The organism is Methylobacterium sp. Leaf466 (assembly GCF_001425565.1).
Taxonomy (GTDB): Bacteria; Pseudomonadota; Alphaproteobacteria; order Rhizobiales; family Beijerinckiaceae; genus Methylobacterium.
Genome location: NZ_LMRC01000007.1, coordinates 61,293 through 86,466 on the forward strand (window position 1 = coordinate 61,293; position 25,174 = coordinate 86,466).

The following is a 25,174-nucleotide window of genomic DNA, read 5'->3' on the forward strand; positions in this document are numbered from 1 at the left end:
CACGGGCCTGGGGCTCGGGTGCTGGGGGCGACACATGAGCTTCAGCCCATGGTCGCAACGCGGACTACCCGCAAGTGTTGCAAGCTGCGGTCAAGCTAGATTATTTTTTACCGGTATCGGCTCGGACGGACCCGGTACGTCGGGCGCCGGCAGGCACCGTGCCGCTCCGGCCCGGCCTGCGATGGCGTCTCGGTGTTCGCGCATGGTCCCTCCCAAAGGCCGTCGTCCGGTTTCCGATTTGGTACCGCGTCCTCACGCCAGCGGGTCGCGGCGGGTCTCGGGCATGATGAGCGCCAGGAGCGCGAAGCCGGCGAAGCCGACGATGGCCAGGCCCAGGAACGCACTCTGGCTCCCGAGCTTGTCCGCCATCACGCCGGCCAGCGAGGTCGAGAGTGCCGCGCCGATTCCCATCGCGGTGCCCACGGCCCCGAGCGCCATGTTGAAGCGCCCGGTATACCGCGTGGCGTCCGAGACGACGAGGGGGACCATCACACCGAACACCGCCGCCGAGACGCCATCCAACACCTGGATCGCCACCAGGAGCTCCGGGCTCTCGGTATAGGCGAACAGCAGGCCGCGGATCGGCAGGGCGGCAAAGCCGATGAGGAGAAGCGGGCGGCGCCCCCAGCGCTCGGCGGCGCGCCCCACCGCCGGGCCGGTGAGGGCCAGGACGACCTGGGGCACCACGATGCAGGCGGCGATGAGCGCGGTGGCGGTCTCGCTGGCGCGCAGGGTGAGCATGCTGCCCACCAGTGGCAGCATCGCCGCGTTGGCGAGGAAGAACAGCGTCATGCACGCGGCAAAGCACATCAGCGCGCGATTGGTGAGAAGGGCGCGGATGCCGGCCCCGGGCGCTTCGCCCGTCCCGCCCTCGGCCGCCTCGCGCGCCCCCGCCTCGGTCCGGCCCGCCGCGGGCGGCCGGATGTGGGAGAGGCAGATCAGCGTCGGAATCATCAGCGCGGCGGTGAAGTAGAACACCGCGTCGTTGGAGATGTAGTAGCCGCAGGCCCCCATCACGGCGGCGGCCACCGCATTGCCCAGCGCCGAGAAGCTGGCGTTGCGCCCCAGGCGCTCGCCGGCCCTGGCGTGGCCGACGAGGCCGATGCTGATCGCGGCGATGGCGGGCGTGAGGATGCAGCTCGCCGCCGAATGGACGGCCATGGCCAGGAGCACGATGAGGAAGTTCGGCCACATCGCCAGCGCGAAGGCGCTGGCGGCGATGGCCACCACCGAGACGCCCGCCGAGAACCGGCGGGAGCGCACGGCGTCGACGAAGGCGCCGCCGGGCACCTGGCCGAGCAGGCTCACGAGGCTGCCCACCGTCAGCGCGAAGCCGATGTCGGACTGGGTCCACTGCGCCTGGGTGAAATAGACCGCCAGGAAGGGGCCGAACCCGGTCTGGAGGTTGGCGACGAAGAAGGTGAAGCCGTCGAGGCCCCGGCTGCTCGCGCGTGCGATCGCGGTCATGTCGGGGGAGGTCTCCGCTGCCGTGTCGGCCGGCGTGGCCCGTCGGGTGAGGGGGCGCGGCCGAAGCTCGGCCCGCGGCACGTCCCGCGGCGGTGCCGGGCGGCGGTGGTGCGACCGGGGAACCGTCATGGTTCCGTGGACTTCTCGGGCGGCTTGTCCGGTGCCGGATTCGCTGGCGGCGTCGGGGGGACGGGCGCCGGGGCGGGAGCGGTCTGGGCCGCCGGTGCGGGTGCGGGCGGCGTCGGCGGCTGGGCGGGCGGTTGGGAAGCCGGCGGCTGCGAGGGTGCGGCCGAGGCCGGCCGGGACGCCTGGTCGGCCTCGGCCGGAACGCTCGGGCTCGCCGGACCGAGCACGACGATGGGATCGCCCGGCTTGTATTCGGGCGAGACCCGGACCTGGTTGCGGGTGAGCTGGATCACCGGCCGGCCGGGCTTGCCCTCCTGGTTGAAGCGCAGGGCCCGCCAGTCCACGGCGATCTTGCGCGAACCGACCCCGAGGAAGCCGCCGAAGTCGATGATGGCGGCGCGCGGGCGCCCGTCCTTGTCGAGGACGATGTCGATGATGCGGCCCATGTCCTCGCCGGCGGCGTTGCGCACGCCCTTGCCGAGGATGCCCTCGTAATCCTGGGTGTCGAGCACCGTGGCCGGGGTGCCGGCGGGCAGGACGGAACCCGGCGGTGATGGCGGCGGCGGCGCGGGAGCCGGACCGCTGCCGGGTCCCGCCTGCACGGGCGGCGGCGGCGGGCCGGCCTCCGGCGCGGCCGGCTGGGCCTGCGCGGTGCCTCCCGTGGTCGGCGGATCGTCGGCGGCCGAGGCGGCGGCGGCCCATACGGTGATCGTCGCGGCGGCGATCGTCCGGACAGTTCTGAGCACGACAAAGGTCCTCGATCAGGCGTCGCGCCGGCCTCGCGCACGACAGCGACCGGTCCGGCGTGGTCCCGCGAGAGGGCGGGGCCGACGTCATTGCGCAAGGACCTAGGCGAAGTTGTGGATGGAAGCGAGCGCCGGTCTCGGCTCACGCCGGGCAAGATCCAGGCCGGGCGCCGTCACGGGCAGCCCCTCTCAAGGGGGAGCCCTTCTCAACGGGGAGCCCTTCGCAACCGGGCCGGGCATCTGGTTTTCGGGCAAGGCCCGGCGTAGAGAGGCCGCACACGGTCGCGTCACGCGGCCGGATCGAGAGGGCCGCCTCTTGCCGGTCGCACCGGCGGGCCGGCACCGCGTTTCCAGGATTTTCGTCGATGTCCCACGCCGCCAGAACCAGCCGCTCCCTCTCGTACGCGATCCTCGCGGCGGCCCTGCTCGGCGGCTGTCAGGCGCTGGGCGGCGGCGGCGGCGTGATGCCGGTGAGCGAGGTCGGCCCGCCGCCCTCGATGCGCAGCGCCCTGCCCGACCGCACCGCGCGGGCGGCCGAGGTCGATCCCGACGGCGTGCCGCTCCAGACCCGGCCGACGCGCCAGATCGCCCTGCCCAAGACCGCGGCCGGCGCCGGGGGCCGGACCGCGGCCCAGGAGCGCCGCATCAACCGCGAGGAGATCGACGTCACGGACGAGACCCGCAGCAGCTCCGGCGGGCTCGCACCGCAGATCAATCCCGGCGGCGGCGTGGGCCTCGGCGGCAAGTTCTGAGGGCTATCCGTCCAGGCCGCCCCGTCGACGGCCCGCCGACCCAACCCGGAGGACGCCATGATCCTGAAAGACAAGACCGCCGTCGTCACCGGCTCCACCAGCGGCATCGGCCTCGCCTATGCGCGCGCCTTCGCCAAGGAGGGCGCCAACGTCGTCATCAACGGCTTCGGCAAACCCGAAGACACCGAGAAGGAGCGCGCCGGGATCGAGGCGGAGTTCGGGGTCAAGGCGGCCTATTCGCCGGCCGACCTCACCAAGCCGGACGAGATCGCCGGCCTGATCGAACTGGGCGAACGCAGCTTCGGCTCGGTCGACGTGCTCGTGAACAATGCCGGCGTGCAGTTCGTCTCGCCGATCGAGGATTTTCCGCCCGAGAAGTGGGAGCAGATCATCGCCCTCAACCTCTCGTCGGCCTTCTACACCATGCGGGCGGCGATTCCCGGCATGAAGGCGAGGAAGTGGGGGCGGATCATCAACACCGCCTCGGCGCACTCGCTCGTGGCCTCGCCCTTCAAGTCCGCCTACGTGGCGGCCAAGCACGGCATCGCCGGGCTGACGAAGTCGGCGGCGCTGGAACTCGCGACCTTCGGCATCACGGTCAACTGCATCTCGCCGGGCTACGTCTGGACGCCGCTCGTCGAGGCGCAGATCCCCGACACGATGAAGGCGCGCGGTCTCACCAAGGAGCAGGTGATGAACGACGTGCTCCTGGCGGCACAGCCGACCAAGGAGTTCGTCACCGTCGACCAGGTCGCGGCCCTGGCGGTGTTCCTGTGCTCGGACGCGGCGAGCCAGATGACCGGCGCCAACCTCGCCATGGACGGCGGCTGGACCGCCCAGTGACGATCGGAATCGGTGCGGCCGCGAACGACGGCCGCACCTTCGTCGCTCAGCGGCGGGCGTGCAGCAGCAGCGCCAGGCCGTAGCCCACGGCGCCGGCGATCAGCAGGGCGACGAAGGGGTTCTCGCCGACCTGGGTCTCCACGGCACGGGTGCCGTCACGCAGGTATGCGCCGCCCCGGTTCGAAACGCGGTCGTAGGCATCGCCAGCGTACTCCGTGACGTCGTCGGCGACGTCGCGCAGGGTGTCCTTGGTCTGGCCGTAGACCTCCTGGGCGCGGCCCTGCGCCTCGCGGAAGCGGCCCTCGGCCGAGTCCCGCGACGAGCCGGTCAGGTCACCGGCTGCGCTCTGCACGCGGCCGCCGACATCCTTGGCAGCGCCGACGATGCGATCCGTATCAACCATGGTGAAAACTTTCTTCGACAGGTGAGGAGGCGCGGCGGCCTGCGCCCGAGGCGTCGGCCGTCCGCAGTCTGACGGTCACAGAACGTGCGAGGCACACGAACGGCACCGCCCGCCGTTGTGGATTCACGTGCGTTGGCGCACGCGACGGGGGAGCCGCCCCCGGCCTCGCGAGACACGCGCCTCCCGCTGACTGCGGCATTTTGACAACGCCCTTGCGATCGCACATCCTCGAACCGCGATCGAGCGAGTCCCGCGATGGCAAGCGCACGGCGGCAAGGCTTCTTCGGTGACGGCGCCCCCGTCGGTCCATGCCGGGACCGTCCGGCATCGCAACGATTTATGATGACTTTCCCGTATATCTTACAGGCAAGGTCGCGTCGCGTTCGACGCGGGCGCCGGCGGCGGGACTTCGTCCGTGCCGCCGGTGTCGACAACGGATAGTCCGGTGGCACAGGAAAGCTTCGTCCTCATCGTCTCCGACCGGCCGGACCAGGCCCGCGACCTCGCTCGCGGCACGGTCCGCGTCATCGCCTCGCGGGTGGTGGGACCGGGTGCGGGCCTTCCCGACGATCTTCCCCTGGTCGGCCTGATCGACATCGCCGACGAGACCGAGGCGGTGCGCTGGCTCGGCCGGCTCAACGACCTGCGGGTGCCCTGCCTGTATCTCCCGCGCACGGCCTCGGCCCATCCCGACACCGCCCCCCATCCCCTCGGCGCGACGCGGACGCTGCCGACCGGGGCGGTGCGCCCGACCATCCTCACGGCGCTGTTCGACCTCATCGACGCGGTCCAGCAGGCCCGCATCAACCAGGCGCGCCTCTCGGTGAGGGCCTCCCTCGTCCAGGGCCTGGCCGGACAGGCCGGCCTGGTGATCCGCGGCGCCTTCGAGGCGGCGCAATCGGGCGAGCCGATCAGGGCGGCCGAGGTGGACGCCGGGACCGAGGTGATCCTCGAGGCGATCTCCGATTGCGGCATCCGCACCTGGCTGGAAACCATCAGCCACCACGATTCGCAGCTCTACCAGCATTCCCTGAGCGTGGCCGGCTATGCCGCCGCCTTCTCGCTGCAGCTCAACTTCAGCCGCGCCGACCAGATGCGCCTGTCCAAGGCGGCGCTGCTGCACGACCTCGGCAAGGCCCGCATCCCGGCGGCCATCCTCAACAAGCCCGGCAAGCTCACGGCCGACGAGATGGCGGTGATGCGCACCCACCCCGACATCGGCGCCGACATCCTCGCCGCCCAGGGCGAGTTCGACGACGCCATGCTCGCGGTGGTGCGTCACCACCACGAGATGCTCGACGGCAGCGGTTACCCCTCCGGCCTGGCAGGGCCGTCGATCCCGGACCTCGTGCGCCTGGTGACGATCTGCGACATCCATTCGGCGCTGACCGAGCGGCGGCCCTACCGCAACCCGCTCCCCCACGACGAGGCGCACGCCATCATGTGCAAGATGTCCTCGAAGCTCGATCTCCCCTTGCTCAGGGCCTTCGCGCCGATCGTGCTGCGCTCGGCCGGCTACGCCGGGGCCGCCTGAGGCCGCCCGACCACCGCGTAGAGCGAGAGGCCGACGGGCATCGGCAGCCGCCCGAGGAGGTGTCGCTCGGCCGCGAACACCGTTTTCAGCACGGCGTTGACGGGGGGCGACGGCATCTCGTCGTCGCCCGAGCGGTCGCCGAGGATCGCCTTGAAGGCCCGCGAGGCCACGGCGAGGGGGAACAAGGCCGTGTTGAAGTAGCCGCTACGCTCCACGACGAGGCCCGCCGCCGCCACGGTGCGCCCGAGGCCGGCGCGGGTGTAGCGGCGCTTGTGGTGATGCACGACGTCGTGGGCCGACCACAGCCAGGGCATCGCCGGGACGGTGACGAGGAGCCGCCCCTCCGGCGCGAGCTTGGCGCCGAGTGCCGACAGCGACGCTTCGTCGGCCTCCACATGTTCGAGCACGTCGAGCAGGGCCACGAGGTCGTAGGCGCCGTCCGCCACCGGCAGGTCGTGCGGCAGCGCGCCCGCCCCCACGGCGATGCCCGAGCGGGCCTGGGCCGTGGCCCGCGCCGTGGCGTCCTGCTCCAGGGCGTCGAGGCGCCCGAAACCGGCCAGGAGGTCGAGGTTGCCGCCGCTGCCGCATCCGACTTCGAGGATGCGCGCCCGCTCGGGCAGCCGGATCAGCCGTGCGACGAGCGTCGCGAGGATGGCGCGTCGGCCGGCGAACCACCAATGCTCGGCCTCGTTGGAGGCCATGCGTGCGAAGACCGCCTGTTCCATGGTTCGTCGTCCTGTTCTGGGGCGGCCTCGGGTGCACCGGTGACGCGGTCGACCACGTAGAGCGGCCGTCCGCGCACCTCGGTGGCGATGCGGCCGACGTATTCGCCCATGATGCCGAGGGAGAGGAGGTTGAGGCCGCCCAGGAACAGGATCGTGGCCATCATCGAGGGGTAGCCCGGGGTCGGGTTGCCCGAGACGAGGGTCATCGCCACGAGGGCGAGGCCGTAGAGGAAGGCGAGACCGGCCACCGAGAGGCCGATGTAGGTCCAGATCCGCAACGGCGCGGTGGTGGAGCCTGCGAGCCCGTCGAGGGCGAGGTTCCACAGGCGCCAGTAGCGCCACTTGCTGGTCCCCACGGCGCGGGTCTCGCGCACGAACCGCACCTCGTCCTGGACGAAGCCGAGCCAGGGGAACAGGCCCTTGGTGAAGCGCGAGCGTTCGGGCAACTGGTTGAGCAGGTCGACCACCTTGCGGTCGAGGAGCCGGAAGTCTCCGATCTCGGCCGAGATCCGGCGGTCCGCCATCAGGTTGTAGAGGCGGTAGAACGAGCCGGCGGTGAGCTTCTTCAGGAAGCTGTCCGAGGTGCGGTCGCAGCGCAGGCCGTTGACGATGACGGCGCCGGCCAGCCACTTGGCGACCATCTCCGGGATGACCTCCGGCGGGTCCTGCAGGTCGATGTCGATGGGGATCACGGCGCGGCCCGCGGCATGGCGCAGGCCCGCGGCCAGGGCCGCCTCCTTGCCGAAGTTGCGCGACAGGCTGACGATCTCGATGCGCGGCCCGTCCTCGCGCGAGCGGGCGGCCAGCAGGACCGCCGGCGTTGCATCGCTGCTGCCGTCGTCCACGAACAGGATCTCCGCGCCCGTGCCCGGCCCGACCAGTCGGCAGGCGGCCGCGAGGGCCGGCTCGGCACGGGCCAGGAACGGGCCCACGGAGGCCGCCTCGTTGTAGACCGGCACCACCAGGGAGATCAGGACGCGCATGACCTCGGGCCCACCTCTTGGCTCGTCGCAAGGGGCCGATACCCCACGCCCGGCTCGGAGCATGAGGCCGGAGCGGTTAACGTCGGTTTACGATGCCCCGCGGCCGTCGATCTCGCCATCCGGCGCGGCCGGCCGGTTGCAGAACCGCATCCGCCGCCCCATCGTCACCGCCACATCGGTTGGCCACATCACGGTTGGCCACATCGGACTGCGGGAGTTTTCGGACGATGGTCGTGAAGCACGTGTCGACGGCGCCGTTCCTCGATCAGAAGCCGGGCACCTCGGGCCTGCGCAAGAAGGTGCCGGTGTTCCGGCAGCCGCATTACGTCGAAACCTTCGTCCAGGCGATCCTCGACACGATCCCTGATGCCGCGGGCGGGACCCTGGTGCTGGGCGGCGACGGGCGCTTCCTCAACCGCGAGGTGGTGCAGACCACCCTCAAGCTCGCCGCCGCCAACGGGATCGGCCGGGTGCTGGTGGGCCGGGGCGGCCTGCTCTCGACGCCGGCCGCCTCCTGCGTCATCCGCAAGGCCGGGGCCATCGGCGGCATCGTGCTCTCGGCCAGCCACAACCCCGGCGGGCCGGACGGCGACTTCGGCATCAAGTTCAACGCCGCCAACGGCGGGCCCGCGCCGGAAGCGGTGACCGAGGCGATCTTCGCCCGCACCAAGGCGCTCGACGGCTACCGCATCCTGGACGTCCCCGACCTCGACCTCGATACGCTCGGCACCACGACCATCGGCGACATGGCGGTGGAGGTGATCGACCCGGTGGCCGATTACCTCGACCTGATGCGCACGCTGGTGGATTTCGACGCCATCGCCGCGATGTTCGCTGGCGGCTTTCGCATGCGCTTCGACGCCATGAGCGCGGTGACCGGCCCCTACGCGACGGCGATCCTCGAAGGCGCGCTCGGGGCGCCGGCGGGGACCGTGGTCAACGGGACGCCGCTGCCCGACTTCGGCGGCCACCATCCCGACCCCAACCCCGTTCACGCCGGCGAACTCTACGCGCTGATGCTCGGCCCCGACGCTCCCGACTTCGGCGCGGCGTCCGACGGCGACGGCGACCGCAACATGATCGTGGCGCCCGGCCTGTTCGTGACCCCGAGCGACAGCCTCGCGATCCTGGCCGCCCACGCCCATCGGGCGCCGGGCTACGCGCGCGGGCTGTCGGGCCTCGCCCGCTCGATGCCGACCAGCCGGGCCGCCGACCGGGTCGCGGCCGCCCTCGGCATCCCGGCCTACGAGACGCCCACCGGCTGGAAGTTCTTCGGCACCCTGCTCGACGCGGGCCTCATCACCCTGTGCGGCGAGGAGAGTGCGGGCACCGGCTCCGACCATGTGCGCGAAAAGGACGGGCTGTGGGCGGTGCTGCTGTGGCTCAACGTGCTCGCGGCCACCGGCACCCGCGCCGACGCCCTGGTGCGGGCGCATTGGGCCGCGTTCGGACGCGACTACTACACCCGCCACGATTACGAGGAGATCGACGCCGAGGCCGCCAGAACGCTGATGGCGAACCTGCGGGCGAAACTCGCCGACCTGCCGGGCCGGCGGCTGGGCGACCTCACCGTCGCGAGCGCCGACGACTTCCGCTACGTCGACCCCGTCGACGGCTCGGTGACGGAGCAGCAGGGGGTGCGGATCGTGTTCGCGGAAGACGCGCGGGTGGTCTACCGGCTCTCGGGCACGGGCACCGCGGGCGCGACGCTGCGGGTCTACATCGAACGCTACGAATCCGCCCCCGGCCGGCTCGAACGGCCCATCGCCGAGGTGCTGGCGCCGGTGGTAGCGGTGGCCGACGCGCTGGCCGACATCGCCGCGATCACCGGGCGGAGCCAACCCAGCGTGATCACCTGACGGGCGTTTCGGGGGACGGGACGACCCTGGCAGCGGCCGGAAGCCCGGGGGCGAGACCGCGCCAACGGCGCGGCCCCGGGCCGGTGCCGCACCGAGCGGTCGCCGGCTCGCCGACGTTCCTCCCAAGCCGGCCGGACCGGACGAAAAGCCGCAACGGCGCTTCGTCCGTCGTCCACCGCGAACGTCCCCCGGAGACTTCCGGGATGCGATGTTCGATCGACCGACAGATTGCCGAATTCCAGGTGTCGTCCTGCCGGAATCGATGTCAGACTACGGTTCGCGCCGTCGCCGCGAGGGCAATAATAGCCAAGAAAACGATGGCGCGTTAAGAGCTTGACAGTGTCACGGCACATCGCCCAAATATAATGTACACCAGACCGGGAATGCCACCTCGAAGGGCAGCCGGCCGGTATCGCGGAGAGGAAACGATGACAGTCAGCAGACGCGCGCTCATGGGCGCGCTGGCCTGCGCTACGGCGCTTGGCCTTACCCCGGCGCAGGCGGCCGACCCCATCAAGATCGGTGTGACCGGCCCCTACACGGGCGGATCGTCGGCGATGGGCGTGTCGATGCGCGATGCGGCCCGCCTCGCGGCGGCCGAGATCAACAAGGGCGGTGGCGTCCTCGGCCGTCCGTTGCTGCTGGTCGAGCGCGACGACGAGGCCAAGAACGAGGTCGGCGCGCAGGTGGCGCAGGAGCTGATCAACAAGGAAAAGGTCGTCGCGACCATCGGCTTCATCAACACCGGCGTGGCGCTCGCCGCGCAGCGCTTCTACCAGGAAGCCGAGATCCCGGTGTTCAACAACGTCGCCACCGGGACGATCATCACCAACCAGTTCAAGGAGCCCGATTACGAGGCCAACTACGTCTTCCGGAACTCGGCCTACGACGTGCTCCAGGCGGGGATGATGGTCGACGAGGCCGTCTCGCAGGGCTTCAAGAAGATCGCCCTCCTTGCGGACTCGACGAACTACGGCCAGCTCGGCCGCGAGGACATCGAGAAGTACCTCGCCACCAAGGGCATCAAGCCCGTCACGGTGGAGAAGTTCAACATCAAGGACGTCGACATGACGGCCCAGCTGCTCAAGGCGCAGCAGGCCGGCGCCGACGTCATCCTGGCCTACGGCATCGGCCCCGAGTTGGCGCAGATCGCCAACGGCATGGCCAAGCTCGGCTGGAAAGTCCCGATGATCACGTCGTGGCCGTCCTCGATGCAGAGCTTCCTCGACATCGCCGGCGCCAACGGCAACGGCGTGACCATGCCCCAGACCTTCATCGAGGATCGCACGCTGCCCAAGCGCAAGAACTTCCTCGAGAACTACTACAAGACCTACGGCGTCACGAAGATCCCGACGCCGGTGGCCGGCGCCCAGGGATACGATTCGGTCTTCCTCCTCGCCGCCGCGATCAAGCAGGCCGGGTCCACGGACGGGCCCAAGATCAGGGCCGCCCTGGAAAACCTCAACGAGCGCGTCGAGGGCGTGGTCACCACCTACGAGAAGCCCTTCAGCGCCAAGGACCACAACGCGATCACCCGCAACATGGTGGTGTTCGGCAAGGTGCAGGACGGCAAGATCGTCTACGCCAAGGAAGAGGACGCCAAGAACGCGGGCGTCGTCCGCGTGAAGGAAAAGTCCGCGAACTGAACGGCACGGCTGCGGGTGGGTCCTCCGTAGCCACAGGGGCTACGAAACGACCCGCCCGCCCGCAGCCGTGCACGGGCCGACGGCCCGCCGCCCCCGGCCAAATTCGGGGCGGCGGGCCGCGGCCTCTGGCGTAGACCCCGGTTCACCTCGAAACCGGTGACCACATCCCCCGCAAACCCCGCTTTCGGGACGCCTCCACGATGTCTCGCTCTCCCCGGTAAGGCACCCCATGGCCATTTTCCTCCAGCTCATCGCCTCCGGCGTCGCGGTCGGCATGATCTACGCCGCCATCGCCTTCGGCTATCAGCTCACCTTCGCCACCTCGAAGACGCTGAACTTCGGACAGGGCGAGGCGCTGGCGCTCGGTGCCCTGTTCGGGCTGACCATGGTCCCGTTCGTCGGGTACTGGTTGATGATCCCGCTGGTCCTCGTGTTCGGCTTCGCGCTCGGCGCGGTCGTCGAGCGGCTCGGCGTGCGCCCGGCCGTCAAGATCAAGTCCGAGTACGGATGGATCATGGCGACCATCGCCTTGGGCATCATCTTTCGCAACGTGGCGGAGAACATCTGGGGCCGCGACGACCTCAAGTTCCCCTCGCCGTTGAGCGAGGAGGCGATCCAGGTCGGCGGCACCCGCGTGCTGCCGATGGAACTGCTGATCGTGGGCGGCGCCCTGCTGATGATGCTCGCGGTGGAGATCTTCAACCGCAAGTCGATCTGGGGCAAGGCGGTGGTGGCCACCTCCAACGACATCGACGCGGCCGGCCTGATGGGCATCAACACCCAGAAGATCATCACCCTGTCCTATTCGATCAGCGCGATGACGGCGGCCTTCGCCGGCGTGCTGGTGGCCCCGGTGACCCTCACGGGCGCCACGATGGGCTCGGTGCTGGCGCTCAAGGCCTTCGCCGTGGCGATCATCGGCGGCCTCGAATCCGGCCTCGGCGTCATCGTCGGCGGCCTGATCCTCGGCGTCGCCGAGACGCTGACCGGATTCTACATCTCGACCGGGTACAAGGACGTGCCGGGTCTGATCCTCCTCCTCGTCGTCCTCTCGATCCGCCCCGTCGGGCTGTTCGGCAAGGCCGTGATCAAGAAGGTCTGAGCGTGACATCCTTCGCCCCCCTTTGTCGCGGCCGCTCCAGGTCCGTTCGCCCCCGCCGGACCGGAGCCTGACGCCATGGCACAAACGACCGTCGCCCCCGCGGCCTCTCCCGCGACCGCGCCCCGGCCGAGCAAATCCATCGGCCTCCTCGGCGCGCTCCTGCTCGTGGTGTTCCTCGTCGCCTTCCCGCACGTGGTCACGAGCTCGTATTACATCCACCTGCTCGTGGTGATCGCGATCTATGCGATCCTCATCCTCGGGCTCGACATCGTGGTCGGCTACACCGGCCAGGTCAGCCTCGGGCACGCGGGCCTGTTCGGGGTCGGCGCCTATTCGGCCGCCGTCCTGTTCCTGCACTTCAAGCTCGGCCTCTGGTACGGCCTGTTCGCCGGGATCAGCGTCACCGCGCTGTTCGGCCTCCTGCTCGCCGTGCCGGCCCTGCGCGTCACGGGACCGTATCTGGCGATGGTGACCCTCGCCTTCGGCACCATCGTCCAGATCTTCATCAACGAGCTGACCCCGCTCACCAACGGCCCCCTCGGCATCACCCTGCCGCCGGTCCGCGTCCTCGACTTCTCGCTGATCGGGATGCAGGCCCCCTGGGGGGCGGCCGGGCGCAAGCTCGAGTTCTACTATCTCGTCTGCGCCGCACTGCTGCTGACCATCGTCGTCGTGAACCGCATCGTGCGCTCGCCGTTCGGGCGCGCCTTCGAGGCCCTGCGCGATTCCCCCATCGCCTGCGACTGCATGGGCGTGAGCGTCTACCGCTACAAGGTCTACGCCTTCGTCATCTCGGCCGCCCTCGCGGGGCTGTCGGGTGCGCTGTACGCGTGGTCGGAGCGCTACGTCGCCCCCAACTCCTACGGGTTCGAGCTCACGGTGCTGTTCCTGCTCGCGGTGACGATGGGCGGGCGCAAGTCGCGGGCCGGGCCGCTGATCGGTTCGGCGATCATCGTGATGATGCCCAACATCCTGGCCGACATCGAGCTCGTGCGCATCATGGCCGGGGTCATCGCCCTCTCCGCCCTGATCGTCGGCGGCCTCGCCTTCCTGCGCAAGCAGGAGAACCGTTTCACGATCCTCGTGCCGGTGGTGCTCTGCGTCCTGTTCTTCCCCGCGACGCTGGCCCTGCAGTCGGTGACGGACTTCCGCCTCACCGTCTTCGGCCTGATGATCCTGTTCGTGGTCTACTACCTGCCCGACGGCATCGTCGGCTTCCTGCGCGAGAAGATCCCGGCCCTGCGCCCGGCCCACACCGCCGAAGGGCGCACCCTGACGGGCGAGGGCGCCGCCCTCGTCGCCCAGCGCGGCGGGGCGGACGCCGATCCGCTCCTCAGAATCGACTCCGTGCTGATGCAGTTCGGTGGCCTCAAGGCGCTGGCCGGGGTCGACATCGCCGTGCGGCCGGGCACGATCCACGGGCTCATCGGCCCCAACGGGTCGGGCAAGAGCACGATGATGAACGTGCTCACCGGCATCTACAAACCCACCGGCGGATCGGTGACCCTGGCCACGGTGGCGGGAACGAAGCGCCTCGACGGGCAGACGCCCTCCGACATCGCCGCGGCGGGTGTGGCGCGCACCTTCCAGAACGTCCAGCTCTTCCGGGAGATGACGGCCCTGGAGAACGTGCTCGTCGGCCTCCACCACGCCTTCAAGGGCAACATCGTCGACGCCATCCTGAGCACGCCCCGGCGGCGGCGCGAGGAGAAGGAGGCCAGGGTCCGCGCCATGGCGATCCTCGACTTCGTCGGGCTCGGCAGCCTCGCCCAGGTCGAGGCCCGCAACCTCCCCTACGGCAAGCAGCGCCTGCTCGAGATCGCCCGCGGCCTCGCCCTCGATCCCGTGCTGCTCCTGCTCGACGAGCCGGCGGCCGGCCTCACCGCCCCCGACATCGCCGACCTCACCACGATCATCCGCAAGATCCGCGACGCCGGCATCACGGTGATCCTGATCGAGCACCACATGGACGTGGTCATGGGGCTGTGCGACCGCGTGAGCGTCCTCGACTTCGGCCACAAGATCGCCGAGGGCGGTGCCCGCGAGATCCAGAAGGACCCCAAGGTGATCGAGGCCTATCTCGGCAGCCCGGTCTCGGACCAGGAGCCCGTCCATGCTTGAGGTCACCAATCTCTCGGCCGGCTACGGCCAGATCGAGGTCCTCCACGGCCTCTCGTTCGAGGTGCTCAAGGGCCAGGTCGTCACGCTGATCGGCTCGAACGGCGCGGGCAAGACCACCACGATGCGGGCGCTCTCGGGCATGATCCGCCCGCGCAGCGGCTCGATCCGCCTCAACGGGCGCGAGATCGGCGGCCTCGAGAGCCACGACGTGGCGAGCGCGGGCCTCGCCCATTCGCCGGAGGGGCGGCGGGTGTTCGCGACGCTGAGCGTCGAGGACAACCTGACGCTCGGCGCCTTCCCGCGCCTGACCGGCTCGCGCCCGAAGGGTGACGTCGGGGCCGACCGCGACCGGGCCTTCGAGCTGTTCCCGCGCCTCAAGGAGCGGCGCAGCCAGCTCGCCGGCACCCTCTCGGGCGGCGAGCAGCAGATGCTGGCGATGGGCCGGGCCCTGATGCTGCGTCCCGACATCCTGCTCCTCGACGAACCCTCGATGGGCCTGGCGCCCAAGCTCGTCGAGGAGGTGTTCCGCACCATCCGGCGGCTGAAGGAGGAACAGGTGACGATGCTACTCGTGGAGCAGTTCGCCATGGCGGCTCTCGGTGTAGCCGATCATGCCTACGTCCTGGAGAACGGCCGCATCCGCTTCCAGGGCCCGGCCGCGCAGCTGCGCAACGATCCGGCCGTCCAGTCGGCCTACCTCGGCGGCGGCCACTGATCCGAGGACCGGCCGAGACCGCGTCCGGCGATCGCCTCATACCATTTCCGGTTGATCACTTCGTGATGCGGAAATGGGCTTCGCTCAGGCGCCGCGCGGGCTCGGTGATACGGTTCCCGCTCGATCCAAGCGGAAACCGTATCAGCCGCGAACGGGAGATGACGATCGCGCCGCCTCGGCGCGATCGCTTCGGCCGAGGAACGGAGCGTCCCGGCCTACGGACCTCATTCCGAAGGGCCGGAGCGAAGCGGAGGCCGCGGGGTGAGGTCGCGGTCGGAATCGTCGCCGTGCCGACAAGAGGCTCCGATCCGGCCCTCTGCACTCGGCCCGTCAGCGCCGCCGCAGCCGATGCAGGACCTCGCCGACGATGCCGCGCCGGAACAGCAGCACGCAGGCCATGAAGACGAGGCCGGTGATGATGGTGACCGGGAAGGACGAGGTCGCGAAATAGTGCTCCAGGGCGGCCACGAGGGCCGCGCCGACGACGGGTCCCGGCAGCGTCCCGATCCCGCCGAGCAGCGTCATCAGGATCACCTCGCCCGACATCTGCCAGGCGACGTCGGTGAGGGTGGCGAGCTGGAAGACCAGGGCCTTGGTGCCGCCGGCGAGGCCGGCGAGGCCGGCCGACATCACGAAGGCACCGAGCTTGTAGCGGTCGACCCGGTAGCCCAGCGAGATCGCCCGCGGCTCGTTCTCGCGGATGGCCTGCAGCACCGCGCCGAAGGGCGAATGCACCACCCGCCAGACCGCGAACAGCCCGAAGGCGGTGATGGCCAGCACAACGTAGTACAGATTCAGGTTCACCGAGAGGTCGATGAGGCCGCCGAGCAGGAATCCGCGCGGCACGTTCTGGATGCCGTCCTCGCCGCCGGTGAAGGGCGCCTGCAGGCACACGAAGAACACCATCTGCGCCAGGGCCAGGGTGATCATCGCGAAGTAGATGCCCTGCCGGCGGATGGCGAAGAACCCCATCACGAGGCCCAGGAGCGCACCGACCGCGGCCCCGAACAGGATGCCGAGTTCCGGAGGCCAGCCCCACACCTTGAGGGCGTGGGCGCTGGCGTAGGCGCCTCCGCCGAAGAAGGCCGCGTGCCCGAACGAGAGCAGGCCGACATAGCCGATGAGCAGGTTGAAGGCCGCCGCGAACAGCGCGAAGCACAGGATCTTCATCAGGAAGACCGGATAGATCGCGAACGGCGCGGCGACGATGCAGGCGAGCCCGAGCACCGCCAGCCCGGTGTAGAGCGCGCGGTTGAAGTCGGACCGGCGCGCGGGCACCGCGGCGGCGGGCATGAGGTCGGTCGGCCGCGCATCCATGGGATCAGCCCTCTCGTCCGAACAGGCCGGCCGGGCGCACCAGGAGCACCGCGGCCATCACCACGAAGATCACGATGCTGGAGGCCGGCGGATAGAACACCTTCGTCAGGCCTTCCAGCACGCCCAGCGCGTAGCCGGTGAGGATGGCGCCGCCGATCGACCCCATGCCGCCGACCACGACGACGGCGAAGACGATGATGATGAGGTTCGAGCCCATCAGCGGGCTGACCTGGTAGATCGGCGCGGCCAGCACCCCGGCGAGACCGGCGAGACCCGCGCCGAGCGCGTAGGTCAGCGTCAGCAGGAGCGGCACGTTCACGCCGAAGACCTGGACCAGCGTCCGGTCCTCGGTGGCGGCCCGCAGGTAGGCGCCGAACTTTGTGCGCTCGATCAGGAGCCAGACGGCCAGGCAGATGACCACCGAGGCGACGACCACGAAGCCGCGGTAGATCGGCAGCACCATGAAGCCGAGGTTCTTGGCGCCGACGAGTTCGTCGGGCGTCGCATAGGGCTGCCCGGCCGCACCGAACTGCCAGCGGAAGGCGCCCTCGATCGTCAGGGCGAGCCCGAAGGTGAAGAGCAGCCCGTAGAGCGGGTCGAGGTCGTAGAGCTTCGAGAGGGCGGCGCGCTCCACCACCAGGGAGGCGGCCCCGACGACCAGGGGGGCGACGAGCAGCGCCCACCAGTAGCCGATCCCGAGGTGTTCCAGCAGCAGCCAGGCGACGAAGGCGCCGAGCATGTACTGCGCGCCATGGGCGAAGTTGATCACCCGCAGGAGGCCGAAGATCACCGCGAGGCCGAGGCTCAGCATCGCGTAGAACGAGCCATTGATGAGCCCGAGCAGGAGTTGTCCGAGCAGGGCCTGGATCGGTACGCCGAAGATCGTCGTCATCGCGTCAGACACCCAGCAGTTCGTGAAGCCGGTCGAGGCGGCCCTCGACCTCGTCGGCCCGGAACGCGTCGACCACCACCCCGCCCTCCATCACGTAGAAGCGGTCGGCGACGCGGCGCGCGAAGCGGAAGTTCTGCTCCACGAGGAGAACGGTGAGGCCCCGTGCCTTGAGCTGGATGAGGGCGGCGGCGATGCGCTGGACGATGACGGGGGCCAACCCCTCGGTGGGCTCGTCGAGGAGGATCATCTTCGGCCCGGTGCGCAGCACCCGGGCGATGGCGAGCATCTGCTGCTCGCCGCCCGACAGCTTGGTGCCGGGGCTCGACCGGCGCTCCTTCAGGTTCGGGAACAGCGCGTGGATCTCCTCCACGCTCATGCCGCCCTCGGCGACCTTGGGCGGCAGCATCAGGTTCTCGGCGACGGTGAGGCCGGCGAAGATGCCCCGGTTCTCCGGCACGTAGGCGAGGCCGGCGCGGGCCGGGCCGTGCAACGGCATCCGCGTGAGGTCGCGGCCGTCGAAGCTCACCTTGCCGTCCCGGCGCCCGACGACGCCGAGGATCGCGCGCAGGGTCGTGGTCTTGCCCGCGCCGTTGCGGCCGAGCAGGCACACGGTCTCGCCCTGGCGGACGTTGAGGTCGACCCCGTGGAGGACGTGGCTCTCGCCGTACCACGCGTGCAGGCCGGCGACGTCGAGGAGGGCGGGGCCGGCGGGAGCGACCGCCGCCATCGGCACGGGGTCGTGGGCGCCCAGGTCAAGCATCCTCGGACCCCATGTAGGCCTCGCGCACGCGCGGGTCGCGGCTCACCGCGTCGTAGCTTCCCTCGGCCAGGACCTCGCCGCGGGCGAGCACCGTGACCCGGTCGCAGAGGTCGGCCACCACGGACAGGTTGTGCTCGACCATCAGGACGGTGCGGCCCACGGCGACGGTGCGGATGAGCTCGCTCACCCGGCCGATGTCCTCGTGCGCCATCCCCGCCATCGGTTCGTCGAGGAGCAGGAGGTCGGGCTCGAGCGCCAGCGTCGTGGCGATCTCCAGGGCGCGCTTGCGGCCGTAGGAGAGATCGGCGGCCTCGGAGCCGGCGTGCGATTCGAGGCCGACGTCGGCGAGAAGCGAGCGGGCGCGGTCGTCGAGCCCCGACAGGACGCGGCTCGACCGCCAGAACTGTGTCGTGAGGCTCGCCTTCCGCTGCAGGGCGACGCGGACATTGGCGAGCGCCGTGAGTTTGGGAAACACCGCCGAGATCTGGAACGAGCGCACCAGCCCGAGGCGGGCGACATCGGCCGGCGGCAGGGCCGTGATGTCGCGCCCGCGATAGACCACCCGCCCGGCCGTCGGCTTGAGGAACTGGGTCAACAGGTTGAAGACCGTGGTCTTGCCGGCCCCGTTCGGCCCGATCAGCGCATGGATCGAACCTTCCCGGATCGAGAGATCGACGCCGTTGACAGCCTTGAACCCGCGGAACTCCTTCTTCAGGCCGGTCGCGGTGAGGATGGGGGCGGTGGTCATCGTGACGGGCCTTCGCCGGACCGGATCTCGATTCCGATGGATCGGCACGCCCCGCTCCTCCCCTTCGCGGAGAGGCGTTGGAGGTGGGGGTGGTTCCACCGGGCTCGAGCATGGGTCGCCCGGCCGCCCTTGCCCCCTCCCCGCAGGGGGAAGGGGATACCTGCGCCGACCCCCGCCATCATCACTGCCCGATCGACGGGCAGCCGCTGTCCTCGGCCTTGCCGAAGGCCTCGGAGCCGGGGATGGTGGCCAGCAGCTTGTAGTAGTCGTAGGGGCCCTTGCTCTCGGCGGGCTTCTTCACCTCGAACAGGTACATGTCGTGGACCATGCGGCCGTTGGCCTGGACGCGGCCGTCCTTGGCGAAGACGTCCTGCACCGGTAGTTCGCGCATCTTCTTGGCGACGGCCTCGGCATCGTCGGTGCCCGCGGCCTGGACGGCCTTGAGATAGTGCGTCACCGCCGAGTAGGTGCCGGTGTGGATCATGTTCGGCATGCGCTTGGCGCGCTCCTGGAAGCGCTTCCCGAACGCCCGGGTCTCGTCGTTGAGGTCCCAGTACCAGCCTTCGGTCAGCGTCAGCCCCTGGGCCGCCTTGAGGCCGAGACCGTGGACCTCGGCGAGGGTGAACAGCAGGCCGGCGAGGCGCTGCCCGCCCTGGACCAGGCCGAATTCGGAGGCCTGCTTGATGGCGTTGGCGGTGTCCAGCCCGGCGTTGGCGAGGCCGACCACCTTGGCGCCCGAGGCCTGGGCCTGGAGCAGGAAGGAAGAGAAGTCGTTGGCGCTCAAGGGGTGGCGGACCGATCCCTTGACCTCGCCGCCCTTCGACTTGACGTATTTGGTGGTCTCGCTTTCCAGCGAGTAGCCGAAGGCGTAATCGGCCGTGAGGAAGAACCAGGAGTTGCCGCCTTGGGCGACCAGCGCACCGCCGGTGCCCACCGCCAGGGCCCGGGTGTCGTAGACCCAGTGGAAGCCGTAGGGGCTGCACTGCTTGCCCGTGAGTTCGGTGGTCGCCGCCCCCGTCACGATGTCGATCCGGCGTTTCTCCTTGGAGATGCCCTGCACGGCCAGCGCCACCGACGAGGTGGTCAACTCCATGATCGCGTCGACCTTGTCGACGTCGTACCACTGGCGGGCGATGGAGGAGGCGATGTCGGGCTTGTTCTGATGGTCGGCGGTGATCACCTCGACGGGAACGCCGTTCACCTTGCCCCCGAAGTCCTCCACGGCCATGCGCGCGGCCTCGAAGGAGGACCGCCCGCCGAACTCGGCGTAGACGCCGGACTGGTCGTTGAGGATGCCGATCTTGACGGTTCCGTCGGAGATCGTCTGCGCCGTGGCCGCCATCGGCGTCAGCGCGGTGGCGGCGACCAGGCTCGCAACGCAGGCGAGTCCGAGATTGACCTGTCCCATCGATGTTCCTCCGGTCGGGGCGTCGGCTCGTCGGCCGGCCCTCTGGTGCTTGAGGCGTCCCTTTTCGGGTCCGCGATTCTCTTGGGCAGTCGCGAGGGGGCCGCGATACGCCGATACCGTCGAAGCTAGACCATTTTCGCGCCGGATGGCGCTGGACGTCACGAGAAAAACACACGCCATCCCGGAAGAAAACCGGCCCCGCGCGAACGGAGCCGGCCCAGGGACGCTCGTCAGCTCATGGTGGGCATCGTGAACTCGGCGCCCAGGCCCGCCCCGTCCGGCCAGCGCACGGTGGTGGCCTTGAGGCGGGTGTAGAATCGGACGCCCTCGGGACCGTGCATGTGGTGGTCGCCGAACAGCGAACGCTTCCAGCCGCCGAAGGAGTGGAACGCCATCGGCACCGGGATCGGCACGTTGATGCCGACCATGCCGGCCTTCACCCGCGTCATGAAGGTGCGGGCGATGCCGCCGTCGCGGGTGAAGATCGCGGTGCCGTTGCCGAACTCGTGCGCGTTCACGAGCTCCAGCGCCTCGCCGAAGGTGGCCGAGCGGACGATCGACAGCACCGGCCCGAAGATTTCCTCGCGATAGATCCGCATGTCGGGGCGGACCCCGTCGAACAGCGATCCGCCGATGTAGAAGCCCTGCTCGTAGCCCTGCAGCGACAGGCCACGCCCGTCGACCAGGAGGTTCGCCCCCTCCTCGACGCCGGTGTCGATGTAGGACGAGACCTTGTCGAGATGCGCACGGCTGACGAGCGGGCCCATCTCGGCTTCACCGTCGGTGCCGGGGCCGATCTTGAGGGCGCGCACCCGCGGCACCAGCCGCTCGATCAGGGCGTCTGCGGTGTCCTTGCCGACGGGGACGGCCACCGAGATCGCCATGCAGCGCTCGCCGGCCGAGCCGTAGGCCGCCCCCATCAGCGCGTCGACGGCGCCGTCGAGGTCGGCGTCTGGCATGATCACCATGTGGTTCTTGGCGCCGCCGAGCGCCTGGACGCGCTTACCGGCGGCGGTGCCGGTCCTGTAGATGTGCTCGGCGATGGGGGTGGAGCCGACGAAGGAGATCGCCTGGACCTCGGGGTGTTCGAGGAGCACGTCCACCGCCACCTTGTCGCCGTGCACCACGTTGAAGACGCCGTCGGGCAGGCCCGCCTCCTTGAGGAGCAGCGCCAGTTCGACGGCGAGCGAAGGGTCCTTCTCCGAGGGCTTCATCACGAAGGTGTTGCCGCAGGCCAGGGCCACCGGGAACATCCACATCGGCACCATGGCGGGGAAGTTGAACGGCGAGATGCCGGCCACCACGCCCAGGGGCTCGCGCGCACTGATCACGTCGACGCCGCGGCCGACCTGCTCCGAGATCTCGCCCTTGAGGACCTGCGGGATGCCGCAGGCGAACTCCACCACCTCGAGGCCTCGGATGACCTCGCCGCGGGCGTCCGACAGCACCTTGCCGTGCTCGGAGGTGATGATGGCGGCCAGGCGATCGATGTTGCGGTCGACGAGGTCGCGGAAGCGGAACAGCACCCGGGCGCGGATGTGCGGCGGCGTCGCCGACCAGGCCGGGAACGCCTTGGCCGCGGCCTCGATCGCCGCAGCCGCCTCGGCCGCCGTGGCGAAGGGGACATGGGCGGTCACCGCCCCGGTCGCCGGGTCGAAGACCTCTCCCCGCGTCTCGCCACGTCCCTCGACGCTCTGGCCGCCGACGAAATGCGGGACGATCCGGGTGGAAGCTTGCTGATGTGCGGATGAGGCCATGACGGGCGTCCTTCGACTGTGAGCGGTCAGGCCTCCCAGGCCTGTTCGTAGAGGGTCGCGATCTCGGCAGCGGACGGGATGCGCGGGTTGTTGGCCGGCGAGCCGGAGGCCAGGGCCTGTTCGGCCATCACCGGGATCAGCGCCCGCCAGCGGCCCTCGTCGAGGCCGTAGGCGCGGGGGCTCGGAACTTCGAGATCGCGGTTGAGCTGGCGCAGCTCGGACACCAGACGCGCTACGGCCTCGGCATCGTCCGTCGCCTCGCTCGCCAGGCCCATGGCGCGGGCGCAATCGGCGTAGCGCGCCGGGGCGGCGCTGGCGGAGAAGGCAGTGACCACCGGCAGCAGCATGGCGTTCGAGAGGCCGTGGGCGACGTGGAAATGCGCGCCGATGGGCCGGCTCATGCCGTGCACGAGGGCGACGCTGGCGTTCGAGAAGGCCATCCCGGCCTGGAGCGCGCCGAGCATCATCGCCTCGCGGGCGGGCCGGTCGCCGGGCTCGCGGAAGACCGTGCGCAGGTTGGGCGCGATCGCTTTCATCGCCAGGAGCGCGATGCCGTCGGAGAACGGGTTGGCGCGCCGGGACACGTAGCCCTCGATGGCGTGGGTCAGCGCATCGATGCCGGTGTCGGCGGTGAGCCTGGCGGGCTTCGACAGGGTGAGCTCGTAATCGACGATGGCCGCGACCGGCAGGTAGGCCTGGCCGATGCACAGCATCTTCTCGTCGGTGGCCTCGTCCGTGACGATGGTGAAGCGGGTCGCCTCCGAGCCGGTGCCGGCGGTGGTGGGAATCGCGATGACGGGAAGGCCCGCCCGGTCCTCCACGTGCGGCGCCTTGAGCGCCCGCATCCGCCCGCCGCCGCGCGCGGCGAGCACGGCCACCGCCTTGGCGGTATCGATCGGACTGCCGCCACCGAACCCGATGACGCAATCGTGCTGGCCGTCGCCCATCGCGGCCAGCGCCAGGGCGACGGAGGCCTCGGTCGGATCGGGAATCGCATCGGCGAAGACGGTGGCGGTCATCCCGGCACCCGCGAGCGCCGCCGTCAGGCGGTTCGCGGCCGGTTGGCCGGCAAGGAATCGATCGGTGACGACGAAGGGGCGGGACACTCCGAGATCGCGCAGGACGTCGCCGACATCGCCGAGTGTGCCCGCACCGATGCGCAGCACCCGCGGCAGCGCGATGGCCGCTCCTGCCATGGCTTCATCTCCCTCGACGTGTGACGCGACTCTCTTCCGATAGCCGGACGGCGCGCCTTGTCGAGACGACGTTAGCATTGACACCCGCGCACAGACACGGGAACTCTCGCGCAGTATCTGTGCGGAAATACGCGACCCGATGCCGAAGTCCTTCGACTGGGACGACCTGCGGTTCTTCCTCGCCGTCGCCCGCGCCGGCACGATCTCGGGCGCCGGGCAGCGGCTGGCCACCGACCATGCCACGGTCGGCCGGCGCATCACGGGGTTGGAGGCGGCGCTCGGCGCCAAGCTGTTCGAGCGCAACCCGCGCGGCTACAACCTCACCCAACCCGGCGAGCGACTGCTGGCCTCGGCGCAATCCATCGAAGCCGAGGCCCTGAAGGCCGAGCGCGACGTGGCCGACGCCGACCTCGCGGTGGCCGGCACGGTCCGGATCAGCACCCTCGAGGGCTTCGGAAACTTCTTCCTCGCCGGGCGGCTGCCGCGGTTCGCGCAGGCCAACCCGAACCTCGCGGTGGAGCTCATCGCGATCCAGCAGATCGTCGCCCTGTCGCGGCGCGAGTCCGACATCGCCGTGACCCTCGATCCGCCCCAGAGCGGGCGCTTCGTGCGAGAGCTCCTCACCGAGTACGTGCTGTTCGTCTACGGCGCACGCACCTATCTCGCGGCCCATCCACCGATCGCGACCCGGGCCGATCTCGCCGGGCACACCTTCGTCGGCTACATCGACGACCTCGTCTTCATGCGGGGCCTCGACTACCTCGACGAGGTCGGCGGTCGCCGCATCAAGGCCCGTGTCCAGAGTTCGAGCCTGCATGCGCAGATGGAGGCGACGCTGTCCGGCCACGGTCTGTGCGTGCTGCCGGCCTTCATGGCCGCGCGGCATCCGGAGCTGACGCGCGTGCTTCCGGGCGACATCTGCCTGCGGCGCAGCTACTCCCTGGTGACGCATGCCGACGTCGCCGAAACGGCGCGCGTGCGCGCCGCCCGCCGCTTCATTCGCGAAGAGGTCGAGGCCGCCAGCGACCTCTTCCTCGGCCGCTCACCCACACATCATCCGAAAGGACCGTCATGACGCCGACCGCTATCGCTTTCTTGGGTCTCGGCAACATGGGTGGCCCGATGGCCGCCAACCTCGTGCGGGCGGGTTACCGGGTCATGGGCTTCGATCCATCCGAGGACGCCTGCGCCGCGGCACGCGAAGCGGGCATCGGGATCGCGCCCGCGCACGAAGCCGTGGCGCAGGCGGCCGTGGTGGTGACGATGCTTCCGAGCGGTCGCCATCTGCTGTCTGCTCTCACCGACATGCTGCCTCACCTTTCACCCGGCTCCTTGCTCGTCGACTGCTCGACCATCGACGTCGACAGCGCACGTGCAGCCCATGCGCTCGCCACCGAGGGCGGACACCTCGGCCTCGACGCTCCCGTCTCGGGCGGGGTCGGCGGGGCCAGGGCCGCGACCCTGACCTTCATGGTCGGCGGATCGGGGGCGGCTCTCGAGCGGGGCCGGCCGGTCCTCGAGGCGATGGGCCAGAGGATCGTCCATTGCGGCGCCGGCGGCGCGGGTCAGGCCGCCAAGATCTGCAACAACATGCTGCTCGGCATTTCGATGATCGGCGTCGCGGAAGCGTTCGTCCTGGCCGAGCGGCTCGGGCTGTCGCATCAGGCCCTGTTCGACGTCGCCTCGACCTCCTCGGGGCAGTGCTGGTCGCTCACCAGCTATTGTCCGGTGCCGGGCCCGGTGCCGACGTCACCGGCCAACGACGGCTACAGGCCGGGTTTCGCCGCAGCCCTCATGCTCAAGGACCTGCGGCTGGCCGCCGATGCCGCCACGGCGACCGGCTCGCCGACGCCGCTGGGGGCGGCAGCGGAAAGGCTCTACGCGGCCTTCGTCGCAGCCGGCGAGGGAGGAACCGACTTTTCCGGCATCGTTCGTCATCTAAGGGACGACGGCGTCACGGAATGACCGCTGTTTCCGGCATTTCGTTTTTGACACACGAAAGCCGGCCCGTTTTTGGCGGGCCGGCTTTCGCGTTGTTTGGTGTGTATGGGGTATTGATTTTGGTTGCGGGGAC

22 protein-coding genes are annotated in these 25,174 nt (G+C 70.1%); 10 read left to right on the top strand and 12 right to left on the bottom strand.

Annotation, left to right across the window (positions count from 1 at the left end; all coding sequences use genetic code 11):
- Positions 1-252: 252 nt before the first annotated feature.
- Both ASG59_RS05145 and ASG59_RS05150 read right to left on the bottom strand, forming a co-directional pair.
- On the bottom strand, positions 253-1,596 hold the full coding sequence (locus ASG59_RS05145) for an MFS transporter (protein ID WP_056407328.1): 1,344 nt from the start codon (positions 1,594-1,596) through the stop codon (positions 253-255).
- Complete coding sequence (locus tag ASG59_RS05150; protein WP_056407330.1) at positions 1,593-2,339, bottom strand: PRC-barrel domain-containing protein; 747 nt, start codon at positions 2,337-2,339, stop codon at positions 1,593-1,595. The genes ASG59_RS05145 and ASG59_RS05150 overlap by 4 nt, the downstream gene beginning before the upstream one ends.
- A 365-nt stretch (positions 2,340-2,704) precedes the next feature.
- Between ASG59_RS05150 and ASG59_RS05155 the strand changes: the two genes are divergently transcribed.
- Together ASG59_RS05155 and ASG59_RS05160 are read left to right on the top strand one after the other, a co-directional pair.
- Positions 2,705-3,091, top strand: coding sequence for a hypothetical protein (locus ASG59_RS05155; protein WP_056282305.1), 387 nt, complete (start codon positions 2,705-2,707; stop codon positions 3,089-3,091).
- Positions 3,092-3,148: 57 nt separating this feature from the next.
- Positions 3,149-3,934 carry a 3-hydroxybutyrate dehydrogenase gene (locus ASG59_RS05160; protein ID WP_056407332.1) on the top strand — a complete coding sequence of 262 codons (786 nt, stop codon included), beginning with the start codon at positions 3,149-3,151 and terminating at the stop codon, positions 3,932-3,934.
- A gap of 46 nt (positions 3,935-3,980) precedes the next feature.
- Here ASG59_RS05160 and ASG59_RS05165 read toward each other — a convergent pair whose 3' ends face one another.
- Positions 3,981-4,337 carry a CsbD family protein gene (locus tag ASG59_RS05165; RefSeq protein WP_055887296.1) on the bottom strand — a complete coding sequence of 119 codons (357 nt, stop codon included), beginning with the start codon at positions 4,335-4,337 and terminating at the stop codon, positions 3,981-3,983.
- Between the two features lie 445 nt (positions 4,338-4,782).
- On the opposite strand from ASG59_RS05165, the gene ASG59_RS05170 reads away from it, so the two are divergent.
- Positions 4,783-5,871: an HD domain-containing phosphohydrolase gene (locus ASG59_RS05170; RefSeq protein WP_200945933.1), complete on the top strand. Its 1,089-nt coding sequence runs from the start codon at positions 4,783-4,785 to the stop codon at positions 5,869-5,871.
- Here the strand turns inward: ASG59_RS05170 and ASG59_RS05175 are convergent.
- Positions 5,853-6,572 carry a class I SAM-dependent methyltransferase gene (locus tag ASG59_RS05175; RefSeq protein ID WP_200945934.1) on the bottom strand — a complete coding sequence of 240 codons (720 nt, stop codon included), beginning with the start codon at positions 6,570-6,572 and terminating at the stop codon, positions 5,853-5,855. The genes ASG59_RS05170 and ASG59_RS05175 overlap by 19 nt on opposite strands.
- Positions 6,497-7,579 (bottom strand): glycosyltransferase family 2 protein, encoded by a 1,083-nt coding sequence (locus ASG59_RS05180; RefSeq protein ID WP_082494421.1) that lies wholly within the window; start codon positions 7,577-7,579, stop codon positions 6,497-6,499. The genes ASG59_RS05175 and ASG59_RS05180 overlap by 76 nt, the downstream gene beginning before the upstream one ends.
- Positions 7,580-7,806: 227 nt before the next feature.
- Between ASG59_RS05180 and ASG59_RS05185 the strand changes: the two genes are divergently transcribed.
- The 5 genes from ASG59_RS05185 to ASG59_RS05205 all read left to right on the top strand — a co-directional run bounded on the left by ASG59_RS05185 (position 7,807) and on the right by ASG59_RS05205 (position 15,022).
- Complete coding sequence (locus tag ASG59_RS05185; RefSeq protein WP_056282311.1) at positions 7,807-9,438, top strand: alpha-D-glucose phosphate-specific phosphoglucomutase; 1,632 nt, start codon at positions 7,807-7,809, stop codon at positions 9,436-9,438.
- Positions 9,439-9,866: 428 nt separating this feature from the next.
- Positions 9,867-11,084 carry an ABC transporter substrate-binding protein gene (locus ASG59_RS05190; RefSeq protein ID WP_056282314.1) on the top strand — a complete coding sequence of 406 codons (1,218 nt, stop codon included), beginning with the start codon at positions 9,867-9,869 and terminating at the stop codon, positions 11,082-11,084.
- A gap of 229 nt (positions 11,085-11,313) precedes the next feature.
- Positions 11,314-12,186 carry a branched-chain amino acid ABC transporter permease gene (locus ASG59_RS05195; protein WP_055887306.1) on the top strand — a complete coding sequence of 291 codons (873 nt, stop codon included), beginning with the start codon at positions 11,314-11,316 and terminating at the stop codon, positions 12,184-12,186.
- A gap of 75 nt (positions 12,187-12,261) precedes the next feature.
- Positions 12,262-14,307: a branched-chain amino acid ABC transporter ATP-binding protein/permease gene (locus tag ASG59_RS05200; protein WP_056282318.1), complete on the top strand. Its 2,046-nt coding sequence runs from the start codon at positions 12,262-12,264 to the stop codon at positions 14,305-14,307.
- Complete coding sequence (locus ASG59_RS05205) at positions 14,300-15,022, top strand: ABC transporter ATP-binding protein (RefSeq protein WP_055887316.1); 723 nt, start codon at positions 14,300-14,302, stop codon at positions 15,020-15,022. Before ASG59_RS05200 ends, ASG59_RS05205 begins: the two co-directional genes overlap by 8 nt.
- A gap of 330 nt (positions 15,023-15,352) precedes the next feature.
- On the opposite strand, the gene ASG59_RS05210 is transcribed toward ASG59_RS05205, so the two are convergent.
- From ASG59_RS05210 to ASG59_RS05240, 7 genes are all read right to left on the bottom strand, one after another.
- Entirely contained in the window at positions 15,353-16,315 is a 963-nt protein-coding gene (locus ASG59_RS05210; protein WP_055887481.1) for a branched-chain amino acid ABC transporter permease, read from the bottom strand.
- 28 nt (positions 16,316-16,343) lie between these two features.
- Positions 16,344-17,231 (bottom strand): branched-chain amino acid ABC transporter permease, encoded by an 888-nt coding sequence (locus tag ASG59_RS05215; RefSeq protein WP_056407336.1) that lies wholly within the window; start codon positions 17,229-17,231, stop codon positions 16,344-16,346.
- Positions 17,232-17,235: 4 nt separating this feature from the next.
- Positions 17,236-17,958 carry an ABC transporter ATP-binding protein gene (locus ASG59_RS05220; RefSeq protein WP_056407338.1) on the bottom strand — a complete coding sequence of 241 codons (723 nt, stop codon included), beginning with the start codon at positions 17,956-17,958 and terminating at the stop codon, positions 17,236-17,238.
- Positions 17,959-17,983: 25 nt separating this feature from the next.
- Positions 17,984-18,739 carry an ABC transporter ATP-binding protein gene (locus tag ASG59_RS05225; protein ID WP_055887328.1) on the bottom strand — a complete coding sequence of 252 codons (756 nt, stop codon included), beginning with the start codon at positions 18,737-18,739 and terminating at the stop codon, positions 17,984-17,986.
- A gap of 181 nt (positions 18,740-18,920) precedes the next feature.
- The gene (locus ASG59_RS05230; protein WP_055887484.1) at positions 18,921-20,081 is read right to left on the bottom strand and encodes an ABC transporter substrate-binding protein; all 1,161 of its coding nucleotides are present in this window, start codon (positions 20,079-20,081) and stop codon (positions 18,921-18,923) included.
- Positions 20,082-20,377: 296 nt separating this feature from the next.
- Positions 20,378-21,904, bottom strand: coding sequence for a CoA-acylating methylmalonate-semialdehyde dehydrogenase (locus ASG59_RS05235; protein ID WP_056282324.1), 1,527 nt, complete (start codon positions 21,902-21,904; stop codon positions 20,378-20,380).
- 26 nt (positions 21,905-21,930) lie between these two features.
- Positions 21,931-23,100 carry an iron-containing alcohol dehydrogenase gene (locus tag ASG59_RS05240; RefSeq protein ID WP_056407340.1) on the bottom strand — a complete coding sequence of 390 codons (1,170 nt, stop codon included), beginning with the start codon at positions 23,098-23,100 and terminating at the stop codon, positions 21,931-21,933.
- A gap of 139 nt (positions 23,101-23,239) precedes the next feature.
- On the opposite strand from ASG59_RS05240, the gene ASG59_RS05245 reads away from it, so the two are divergent.
- Positions 23,240-24,175 carry a LysR family transcriptional regulator gene (locus tag ASG59_RS05245; RefSeq protein ID WP_056407342.1) on the top strand — a complete coding sequence of 312 codons (936 nt, stop codon included), beginning with the start codon at positions 23,240-23,242 and terminating at the stop codon, positions 24,173-24,175.
- On the top strand, positions 24,172-25,065 hold the full coding sequence (gene mmsB / locus ASG59_RS05250; protein ID WP_056407344.1) for a 3-hydroxyisobutyrate dehydrogenase: 894 nt from the start codon (positions 24,172-24,174) through the stop codon (positions 25,063-25,065). Before ASG59_RS05245 ends, mmsB begins: the two co-directional genes overlap by 4 nt.
- Positions 25,066-25,174: the final 109 nt, after the last annotated feature.

Bases quoted from the DNA above. Each gene is read 5' to 3' on its own strand.
- ASG59_RS05220 (WP_056407338.1), bottom strand. From the start codon at position 17,958: ATGGCGGCGGTCGCTCCCGCCGGCCCCGCCCTCCTCGACGTCGCCGGC.
- ASG59_RS05215 (WP_056407336.1), bottom strand. From the start codon at position 17,231: ATGACGACGATCTTCGGCGTACCGATCCAGGCCCTGCTCGGACAACTC.
- ASG59_RS05205 (WP_055887316.1), top strand. From the start codon at position 14,300: ATGCTTGAGGTCACCAATCTCTCGGCCGGCTACGGCCAGATCGAGGTC.
- ASG59_RS05160 (WP_056407332.1), top strand. From the start codon at position 3,149: ATGATCCTGAAAGACAAGACCGCCGTCGTCACCGGCTCCACCAGCGGC.
- mmsB (WP_056407344.1), top strand. From the start codon at position 24,172: ATGACGCCGACCGCTATCGCTTTCTTGGGTCTCGGCAACATGGGTGGC.
- ASG59_RS05210 (WP_055887481.1), bottom strand. From the start codon at position 16,315: ATGCCCGCCGCCGCGGTGCCCGCGCGCCGGTCCGACTTCAACCGCGCG.
- ASG59_RS05165 (WP_055887296.1), bottom strand. From the start codon at position 4,337: ATGGTTGATACGGATCGCATCGTCGGCGCTGCCAAGGATGTCGGCGGC.
- ASG59_RS05180 (WP_082494421.1), bottom strand. From the start codon at position 7,579: ATGCGCGTCCTGATCTCCCTGGTGGTGCCGGTCTACAACGAGGCGGCC.
- ASG59_RS05190 (WP_056282314.1), top strand. From the start codon at position 9,867: ATGACAGTCAGCAGACGCGCGCTCATGGGCGCGCTGGCCTGCGCTACG.
- ASG59_RS05200 (WP_056282318.1), top strand. From the start codon at position 12,262: ATGGCACAAACGACCGTCGCCCCCGCGGCCTCTCCCGCGACCGCGCCC.
- ASG59_RS05230 (WP_055887484.1), bottom strand. From the start codon at position 20,081: ATGGCGGCCACGGCGCAGACGATCTCCGACGGAACCGTCAAGATCGGC.
- ASG59_RS05145 (WP_056407328.1), bottom strand. From the start codon at position 1,596: ATGACGGTTCCCCGGTCGCACCACCGCCGCCCGGCACCGCCGCGGGAC.
- ASG59_RS05155 (WP_056282305.1), top strand. From the start codon at position 2,705: ATGTCCCACGCCGCCAGAACCAGCCGCTCCCTCTCGTACGCGATCCTC.
- ASG59_RS05240 (WP_056407340.1), bottom strand. From the start codon at position 23,100: ATGGCAGGAGCGGCCATCGCGCTGCCGCGGGTGCTGCGCATCGGTGCG.
- ASG59_RS05225 (WP_055887328.1), bottom strand. From the start codon at position 18,739: ATGACCACCGCCCCCATCCTCACCGCGACCGGCCTGAAGAAGGAGTTC.
- ASG59_RS05175 (WP_200945934.1), bottom strand. From the start codon at position 6,572: ATGGCCTCCAACGAGGCCGAGCATTGGTGGTTCGCCGGCCGACGCGCC.
- ASG59_RS05185 (WP_056282311.1), top strand. From the start codon at position 7,807: ATGGTCGTGAAGCACGTGTCGACGGCGCCGTTCCTCGATCAGAAGCCG.
- ASG59_RS05235 (WP_056282324.1), bottom strand. From the start codon at position 21,904: ATGGCCTCATCCGCACATCAGCAAGCTTCCACCCGGATCGTCCCGCAT.
- ASG59_RS05245 (WP_056407342.1), top strand. From the start codon at position 23,240: ATGCCGAAGTCCTTCGACTGGGACGACCTGCGGTTCTTCCTCGCCGTC.
- ASG59_RS05195 (WP_055887306.1), top strand. From the start codon at position 11,314: ATGGCCATTTTCCTCCAGCTCATCGCCTCCGGCGTCGCGGTCGGCATG.